Origin of the sequence: Streptomyces laculatispora (genome assembly GCF_017353455.1) — a bacterium.
In the GTDB taxonomy this organism is placed as follows: domain Bacteria; phylum Actinomycetota; class Actinomycetes; order Streptomycetales; family Streptomycetaceae; genus Streptomyces; species Streptomyces laculatispora.
On record NZ_JAFMPZ010000608.1, the window covers coordinates 1 to 8,853 of the forward strand.

Below are 8,853 nucleotides of genomic sequence, written 5' to 3' on the forward strand. Positions count from 1 at the left end.
CAAACGAGAGGCCCTAGCGGCGGCTGACTGCCAGGGGGCGGGCAGGCGACGGGTCCTGCGGGCGGACGGGTGGCCGCACATACGAGGGGGCAGGACGGTGAACCGTCCGACCCCCTCGCACGCTGCCGTCACTTGCTGGTGACCGTGACCTTCTCGTTGTTGTTGAGCTGCTCGACCAGCTGCTTGACCTTGGCCTTGTCCCAGACCAGGTTGCCGCCCGTGGAGCCGGAGATCGGCATGTTCATCGACGTGCCGTCACCGCCCGTGACGCCCTTCATGGCGAAGAACATCTGGCTCAGGGACCAGAGCGACATGTCCTTGTCGACGACGAGGGTGTCCAGACCCGCACCCATCGTCGGGTACAGCTTGAACGGGTTGAGGATCGTCGACGCGGTCGCCGTCTGGCTCGCCAGCGCCGCGAGGAACTTCTGCTGGTTCTTCGTACGGTCCAGGTCGCTGCCCGCGAAGGCGTACCGGGTCCGGACGAAGGCGAGGGACTGTTCGCCGTTCAGCGTCTGCTTGCCCGCCTTGAAGTCGGCGCCCGAGTTCTTGTCCTTGAACGCCTTCGGGATGTCGAGCTCCACCCCGCCGATCGCGTCCACGATCTTGGCGAAGCCGCCGAAGCCGATCTCGACGTAGTGGTCGATGTGCAGCCCGGTGTTGAACTCGACGGTACGGACAAGCAGTTCGGGCCCGTCCTCGGCGTACGCGGCGTTCAGCTTGGTGAAGCGGCCGCGGGCCGGGTAGAGCTTCCCCGAGTCCGAGCCCTTGTACGAGGGGATCTCGACGTTCGAGTCACGCGGCAGCGAGACCAGCGTCGGGCCGTCGCCGCCGTCGTGCAGGATCATCATCGAGTCGGTCCGCTTGCCCTCGGCGGAGCCGGTGTGGAGCTTCTTCTTGTCCTCGGCCGTCATGCCCTCGCGGCTGTCCGACCCGACGATCAGGTAGTTCGTGCCGTCGCCCGACTTCGGCCGCTCGATCACCTTGGAGAGGTCGACGTCGCGCTTCAGCTTGGAGTCGGCCCAGAAGTACGTGCCGATGGATACGCCGAGCACCACGACCACGAGGACCAGTGCGCCGATCTTGATCCGGCGGCGCCAGTCCGGTGCGGCCGCCGGCCGTCCCTGGACGTACCCGCCGTCACCCGGTCCGCCGCCGTGACCCCCACCACCGCGGCGGCCGCCGTTGCCGCCGCCGTAGACCTGGCCCGTGTTGAAGCCGCTGTCGTACTGCGAGCCGTCGTCGTAGCCGCCGGACTGCTGCGGTACCTGCGGCTGCCTCGGCGGTGCCGGGCGCCGCTGCGGCGGGGCGGGCTGCTGGGGCGGGACGGGGCGCTGGACATGCGGCATCGCGCGGGCGCTCTCGGGCCGGTCGCTCGCGCTTCCCTGTCCGTAGCGGTTGCCGCCGCGGTTGTCGTTGTTCCGGCCCTCGGGCCAATCGCTCATGCGGTCCAGTGTGCAGGGCGGGCCCACTGCTATTACAGGGTGTAAGTGAAATCGGACCTGGGCTGTTGCGAAGCTGATGCATTGCGACGGGCTCGGAGCCCCCGCATAAGGTAGAGGGCATGACAGATCAGGCCCCGCGCCCGGAGGGCGACATTCCGGGCAAGCCGACCGCGGCTTCCCGGACCACCCTCAGCCACATCATGACCGGCAGCGACACCAATCTGCTGGGCACGGTGCACGGCGGCGTGATCATGAAGCTGGTCGACGACGCGGCGGGCGCGGTGGCCGGCCGGCACTCCGGCGGTCCCGCGGTGACGGCCTCGATGGACGAGATGGTCTTCCTGGAGCCGGTCCGCGTGGGTGATCTCGTTCACGTCCGTGCCCAGGTGAACTGGACCGGCCGCTCCTCGATGGAGGTCGGTGTCCGGGTCATGGCCGAACGGTGGAACGAATCGACCCCGGCCCAGCAGGTGGGCAGCGCGTACCTGGTGTTCGCGGCGGTCGACGCGGACGGCCGCCCCCGCGCCGTACCGCCGGTGCTCCCGGAGACCGAGCGCGACAACCGGCGCTACCAGGAGGCGCAGATCCGCCGCACGCACCGGCTGGCCCGGCGCCGCGCGATCAGGGAACTGCGCGAGAAGCGCGCCGCCGACGGCATCGAGGACTGAGGCCGCACGCCCTCCCGGCGGTTACGGGCAGACCACCTGGTCGCCCGTGACCGCGCCGAACCTGCTCGGGTCGGGCTCCTCGGCCCGGACCCGCTCCACCTTGGCGTAGTCCGCGCCCGCGATCACCTTCATCATGGGGCCCTGGCCCTTCACCGCCTTCAGCTCCGCTCCCGGAAGCGCCGCCGCCAGTGACTTCGCGGACCGGTCCCAGCGGGGGTCGTACGTGACCAGGGTGTGCTTGAGATCGCGCTGCTCCCCGGTGAGCGGGGCCCTGGTGGTGTCGAAGCCGGTGCCGTGCAGCGCGGTGTCGACCGTGCCGCCGAGGCCGTCCTTCGGGGTCCCGTTGTAGACCTGGACCCGGACCTGCTGCGGCGGCACGTCCACCCTCTTCGCGTGCGGCTGCTCGGGCCGCTTCACCGTGAGCGGCATGTCCTCGCGCAGTGCCTGGAACAGCTGCTTCGACTTCTTCGGGTCCCATTTCACCGTCGAGCCGATGCCCTTGACCTGGTAGGCGACATCGCCCATCGGCACCGAGGTGAATTCGGACGAGGCGGCGGAGAACCCCCGCATCGCCTGCCCGAGGTCCAGCATCTGCTCTGTACCGAAGCCCTCGTCGGCCCGTACCGACTTCAGCATCGTCGAGGCGACCTCGCGGAACCTCACCGGGTTCAGCAGCACCCCGCTGCTGGTCGCCTGTTTGATCAGCGAGGCGAGGAACTTCTGCTGGCGCTGCATCCGGCCCAGGTCGGCGGCGCCGTCGATGTGCCGGGAACGTACGTACTGGAGCGCCTGGCCACCGTCCAGCTCGTGGGTGCCCGGCGGGAGGTCGAGACCGGTGTAGGAGTCCTTCATCGGCCGGGTGGTGCAGATCTTCACCCCGCCCAGGGCGTCGACCGTCGTCATGAAGCTGGTGAAGTCGACCTCCAGATAGTGGTCGACCTTGACGCCCGTCATGTGCTCGACGGTCCGCACGGTCAGACCGGGCCCGCCCTCGGCATAGGCGGCGTTCAGCTTCAGCGGGTGGGCCGCGTGCTCCTTGCCGGTGGTCTGGTCCCGGTGCTCGGGGATCTCGGCGTAGCTGTCGCGCGGCAGGCTGACGACGCTGGCGCGCCGCTTGTCCGCCGACAGGTGCACCAGCATGACCGTGTCGGTGCAGTGGCAGGGCGCACCGCCCAGCCGGTACTTCGCCTTCTCCTCCTCGGTGATCTTGTCGCGGCCGTCGGTGCCGACCAGCAGCAGATTCATGCCGTGACCGCCCGCGGGCCGGTTCTTCATGTCCTTGAACGGGTCGATCCGGTCGATCCCGGTCTCCAGGTTGGTCACGACGGCATGACCGATGCCACCGGCCCCGAGGACCAGTACGGACAGTCCGGTCACCATCCGCATGCCCCAGTGCGGTCTCTCGTCCTGCTTTCTGGGCCGCCTGCGCTGCGGGGGAGCGGCGTGGGGCCGCGGCGGGCGGGTGGAGCGGTGCGGCGTGGGCACGGGGGGACACCTCCGCGGTGCAAGGGGAATCTGTCGCACGGTAGGCCCATACGATCTGCATCCCGGCCCGCGACCCCGGCGGCGCGCACCGGGTTCCCCCATTCGCGGTAACGTGGCGGCCGAATGACGCCGCCTGGTGGGGTTCGGACCCCCGGCGCCCCCGAGGACCCCCCGAGGACCACATGTCTGCCGCGCAGCACCCCGCCGTCTCCGTGATCATGCCGGTGCTTGATGAGGAGCGCCATCTCAGGAACTCCGTCCGGCACATCCTGGAGCAGGAGTACACCGGTGAGATGGAGGTGGTGATCGCACTCGGCCCGTCCACGGACCGTACCGACGAGATCGCCGCCGAACTGGTCGCGGAGGACCCCCGGGTCCACACCGTGCCGAATCCGACTGGCCGCACCCCCGCCGCGCTCAACGCCGCGATCAAGGCCTCCAGCCATCCGGTCGTGGTGCGCGTCGACGGCCACGGAATGCTCTCGCCGAACTACATCGCGACCGCCGTCCGGCTCCTGGAGGAGACGGGCGCGCAGAACGTCGGCGGCATCATGCAGGCCGAGGGCGAGAACGCCTGGGAGGACGCCGTCGCCGCGGCCATGACGTCGAAGATCGGTGTCGGCAACGCGGCCTTCCACACCGGCGGCCAGGCGGGACCGGCCGAGACCGTGTTCCTGGGCGTCTTCCGCCGGGAGGCCCTGGAGAAGGCCGACGGGTACAACATCGAGTTCATCCGTGCCCAGGACTGGGAGCTGAACTTCCGCATCCGGGAGGCCGGCGGCCTGATCTGGTTCTCGCCCGAGCTGCGGGTGCAGTACCGCCCCCGGCCCTCGGTCCGGGCCCTCGCCAAGCAGTACAAGGACTACGGCCGCTGGCGCCACGTCGTGGCCCGCTACCACTCCGGCTCGATCAACCTGCGCTACCTGGCCCCGCCGACCGCCGTCGTCGCGATCGCGGCGGGCATCGTCGTCGGCGCCGCCGTCACCCCGTGGGCACTGGTCGTCCCGGCCGGATACGTCGCGGCCATCGTCGCCGGATCGCTCCCGGCCGGCAAGGGACTGCCGCTGAAGGCGCGGGCGCTGATCCCGGTGGCGCTGGCGACCATGCACATGTCGTGGGGGTACGGCTTCCTGACCAGTCCGCGCTCGCTGGCGAGGAAGGTCATCGCCAGCCGCCGCCCGGCGGTGCAGAGCGGATCGCAGCACGTCTGACCACGTCCGCGGAGAACGGCTGAGGCCGCCCGGCGCACCGTGCGCGGGGCGGCCTCAGCCGTGCGGGATCAGCCGCCTCGTGCTTGCCGCAGGTGTAGGCCCGGGCGGTGTTCGCGGCCGGAGGTGTTCCACCTGTGCGTGCGGTCGCGAGCGGATGCCGGGTGGGGGGAAACGGCGATGGCCGGGCCCCCGGGGCCCGGCCATCACCTGCGTCGAGGAAGCGTCAGCTCTCGCCGTCCCACCGGTAGACCGAGTAGACGTCCATGCAGTCGTCCTTGTCGGCGGCGTTGAGGTCGTCGGCGCCGTCCGGGAGATCGCCCGCCTTCGCCGCCGGATTCTTGTACGCGGTCCCGTCGCGCCAGTCCGCGCCGATGACCACGGTCAGCCCGCCCGCCTGCGGGTCGGCCTTGACCGCTGTCGTCGGCAGTCCGAGTGCCTTGGCCACGGACAGCGCGTCGGACTTGCCCTGCTCGCCGTCCTCCTGCGGATACAGAACCACCGTGTCCTTGCGCGGCGCCGTGGTCTGCGAGGCGGCGGCCTGGCTGAAGCCCTTGCCCTGCAAGGTCTCGGTGACGGTCCGGGCCCGGCCGGACACGGGCGCCTGGCCGGAGCCCGTGCCGTTGACCACGCTCAGGCCGAGGGTCTTGGGCGCCGAAGCGGGCGGACCCGTCGGCTTCGCGGAGGCCGACGCCTTCGCGCCGGACTTGCCGTTCTTGTCGAAGGCCACGTCGTCACGGAGCATCTGCCACATCGTGTCGGCGGACTTCTCGACGGGAACGAGCCGGTCCCTGTCCTGCGACCACTCGACCGTCGGGATCGTCGTCATCGTGATGCGGTTGAGCGGCACGTTCTTGAGCTGCATCGACAGATCGAACAGCTTCTTCACCGTGCCGATCTCGTCGGAGACCCGGAGCGCCTTGGTGGCCGTCTCGGCCAGATTCATCAGCCGGCCGGCGTCGGACCACACGTTCTGCTCCTTGAGCGTGCGGAGCATCGAGTTCATGTACATGTGCTGTGCGCGGGCCCGGTTCTGGTCATTGCCGAACGCGTGCCGGGTGCGCAGCCACTTCAGCGCGTCCTCACCCTTGACGGGCCTCGTACCGGCGGGCAGCTTGAGGCCGGAGCCGCCGGGAACCATCCGGGTGGGCCGGTCCCACACGCCCGTCTTCACACAGACGTCGACGCCACCGATCGAGTCCGCCATCGCCACCACACCGGCGAAGTCGATCATCATCCAGTGATTGATGTAGACCCCGGTCAGCTTCTCCCAGGTGGTGAGGGTGCAGCCGGGACCGCCGCGCTGGAGCGACTCGTTGATCGGCTTGTTGTCGCTGGAGGCGAACACCTCACCGGTCTTGGAGTCCTTGCACTCGGGGATGTGGAGGATGGTGTCGCGCGGAATGCTGACCATCGAGGCGCTCTTCCGGTCCGCCGAGATGTGCAGCAGCATCTGGACGTCCGCCCGCGGCTTGTCACCGACGGTGTCCCGGCTGCCGCCGAGCTTCACGTTCGCCGCGCTGTTGCGGCTGTCCGAGCCGATCAGCAGGATGTTGAGGGGGGTCTCGCCGAGGGAGTTGGGCGGGGCCTCCTTGACGCCGCTGTCACCACTGCTGCGCTCGCTGCTGCGGATGTTGCTGTTGAGGTGCTGGTAGTAGAGGTATCCGGCGCCGGCCGTCCCGAGTATCAACACCGCCAGCGTGAGCGCTGTCCAGCGGTACACGCGCCGCCTGCGGGACTTCTTGGCACGATTGGCCGACTTGCCGCGCCGGTGGCGCGTATCGCTGTCACCGCCGTCATCGGCGGGATCGCCGGAAGCCGCCCGAGTGCCCGTACCGCCCTTTTCGTAGAGGCCGTCGTCCCAGCCGAGTTGACCGGCATGCCGGACCCGTGGTCGCGTTCCCTCCTCTGGTGTGCTGTTCCGTCCCACCGGGACCCCCCTGCTGCTCAGACTCGCGATATCGCGCGGTGACCCGGTGTCACTTGGCGCACTCTGCCTTGTCGGCACTGGCCTTCGGAATGTCGATCTTGGCCGGACCGGTGATCGGGGTGCCCGCCCCCTCGAAGTCCGCCCCGAGCGTCAGCACCATCGCCTGCAGGCCCTCGGCATCGGTGGTGCCCTTCTTGAGCGCCGATCCGGGGAGCCCCATCATCTCGGCGAGTGCGCGGGCCTGGTCGGCCTGGTTCGGCGCGTACTCCAGCGTCGTCTTGGCGGCCTTCGCCGGGGCGTTGGCCTTGTTCGTGGACTTGAGGACGCCCTTGGTGTTCTGCAGCCAGGTCACGGTCTGCTGGGCCCCGCCGGCGATCTTGCCGCCGTTGTAGACATCGACGCGCACGTCGGCGGCGGCGGCCTTGGTGCCCTTGAGGAGCGCGTCCTGCTTGCTCTTGGCCGCCTTCTTCTGCGCGGCCACCTCGGTCAGTGAGGTGTCCGCCCGCATCATCGAGAACAGCTGGGGCGCCTTCACCGGGTCCAGGACCACCGTGATCGGCTTGGGCTCGGCCGGGTTGTCGATCACTGGCAGCGTGACGAACGAGATGTTCTTCGTGTCGATCTTGGTGAGTTCCTTGGCGAGCGTGGTCAGCTTCGGCACGGAGCCGATGGCCTTGTCGACCGTCAGGGCCTTCGTGGCCGCGTCCGCCAGCTTGAACAGCTTCGTCGGGCTGGTCAGGGTGTCGTCCGACTTCATCTGCCGGATCATCGATCCGATGAACTGCTGCTGGACCTTGATCCGGTCCAGGTCGCTCTGATTGCCGAAGCTGTGCCGGGTCCGTACGAAGGCCAGCGCCTGCTCGCCCTGGATCTTGCTCGGGCCCTCCGGCAGGTCGAGGTGGGAGTCCTTGTCCTTGACCGCCCTGGCGAGGCAGACCTTGACGCCGCCGACCGCCGTGGACAGTTCCTTGACCGCGTTGAAGTCGACCATCATGAAGTGGTCGACCTTCAGGCCGGTGATCTGCTTGACGGTTTCCATCGTGCAGCCCGGGTCACGGCCCTCCTGGCCGAGGCTGACGTTGAACCGGATGTTCTGGGTGCCCGGGATGGCCTTCTCCGAGTTGTCCGGCTGCTTGGCCGTGCAGTCCGGGATGTCGGTGATGAGGTCGCGGGGGATGCTCAGCGCGGTGGCGTTGGTGCGGTCCTTGGAGACGTGGAACAGGATGTTGGTGTCGGCGTGGCCGGTACTGCCCTTGTCGCCGTAGCCCTCATTGCCCTTGCCGGTGCGCTTGTCCGTACCGATGACCAATATGTTCAGGGGCGCGTTGGCGGTGACGACGTCCTTGTTGCCGGCGTCGCCGATGTCCACGGAGTTCAGATTGCCGTTGAAGTGCTGGTACAGCGCGTAACCGCCGACCGAGACACCGACGAGCAGGAACGCCATCACGCCGCCCGTCCAGAGCAGCGCCTTCTTGCGGCGTGCCTTCGGGGCCTTGCGCTTGCGGCGGCCGGCGCTGTTCTCGTTCGAGGACGAGCCCGAACCCGGGCCCTCCTGGCCGCGGGCCGAACGGCGACCGCCCTGCCTGGGCACTTCACGGCTCGGACCGGCACCACGTCCGGCGCCGTCGCGCGGGGAGTCCCGGCGCCGGCCGCCGTCCTCGCGGACGGCGTCTCTGCGCCGGGAGCCGCGCGGGGCCGAAGTGCTCGGGCTGCCGCCCGAATCCCCTCCGGATTGGTTCAGTCGCAGTTCGTAGTCGCCGGTGTCCGGGTTGAGGACCCATTGGTCTGCGGGATCGATGTTTTCCGCCCGCCCACGGCTTTGTGCATCCACGGTTGCTTGAGTCCTCCGTCGGTGCCACGCGAGGCGCCTCCCCCGATAAGGCGCTCAATCTTTCGCTCCGGAAGTGCTCGGCCCGAGGGCCGGTAGCAACCGGATCGCGTCACACTATCCGTCCAGTTCGGCGCCGAGCGATGGGCGTGACACATTCCACGCCCCTTACAAGCGGGCATTCTTCCCATTGCACGCCGAACGTTGATGTCCGCTTGGCAATTGCTTTACTGCTTGCACAGGTCGGTCGCCGCGTTGTTGCCCGAATAGGTGGGGGTGGGGCTGGGGG

At 69.1% G+C, this 8,853-nt stretch carries 6 protein-coding genes; 2 read left to right on the forward strand and 4 right to left on the reverse strand.

All coding sequences use genetic code 11. The annotated features are described in order from the left end of the window. Positions 1 to 128: 128 nt before the first annotated feature. Positions 129 to 1,445 carry an LCP family protein gene (locus tag J1C73_RS31885; RefSeq protein WP_123459703.1) on the reverse strand — a complete coding sequence of 439 codons (1,317 nt, stop codon included), beginning with the start codon at positions 1,443 to 1,445 and terminating at the stop codon, positions 129 to 131. Between the two features lie 119 nt (positions 1,446 to 1,564). Here J1C73_RS31885 and J1C73_RS31890 point away from each other — a divergent pair, with 119 nt between their 5' ends. Continuing rightward, positions 1,565 to 2,113 (forward strand): acyl-CoA thioesterase, encoded by a 549-nt coding sequence (locus J1C73_RS31890; RefSeq protein ID WP_207319413.1) that lies wholly within the window; start codon positions 1,565 to 1,567, stop codon positions 2,111 to 2,113. A 21-nt stretch (positions 2,114 to 2,134) separates the two neighbouring features. Here J1C73_RS31890 and J1C73_RS31895 read toward each other — a convergent pair whose 3' ends face one another. After that, complete coding sequence (locus J1C73_RS31895; RefSeq protein ID WP_443732231.1) at positions 2,135 to 3,598, reverse strand: LCP family protein; 1,464 nt, start codon at positions 3,596 to 3,598, stop codon at positions 2,135 to 2,137. A 182-nt stretch (positions 3,599 to 3,780) separates the two neighbouring features. Between J1C73_RS31895 and J1C73_RS31900 the strand changes: the two genes are divergently transcribed. After that, complete coding sequence (locus tag J1C73_RS31900; protein WP_123459700.1) at positions 3,781 to 4,809, forward strand: glycosyltransferase family 2 protein; 1,029 nt, start codon at positions 3,781 to 3,783, stop codon at positions 4,807 to 4,809. A 223-nt stretch (positions 4,810 to 5,032) separates the two neighbouring features. On the opposite strand, the gene J1C73_RS31905 is transcribed toward J1C73_RS31900, so the two are convergent. Together J1C73_RS31905 and J1C73_RS31910 are read right to left on the reverse strand one after the other, a co-directional pair. Beyond that, complete coding sequence (locus tag J1C73_RS31905; RefSeq protein WP_207319414.1) at positions 5,033 to 6,736, reverse strand: LCP family protein; 1,704 nt, start codon at positions 6,734 to 6,736, stop codon at positions 5,033 to 5,035. Between the two features lie 49 nt (positions 6,737 to 6,785). Continuing rightward, the gene (locus tag J1C73_RS31910; protein WP_207319415.1) at positions 6,786 to 8,567 is read right to left on the reverse strand and encodes an LCP family protein; all 1,782 of its coding nucleotides are present in this window, start codon (positions 8,565 to 8,567) and stop codon (positions 6,786 to 6,788) included. Between the last annotated feature and the right edge of the window lie 286 nt (positions 8,568 to 8,853).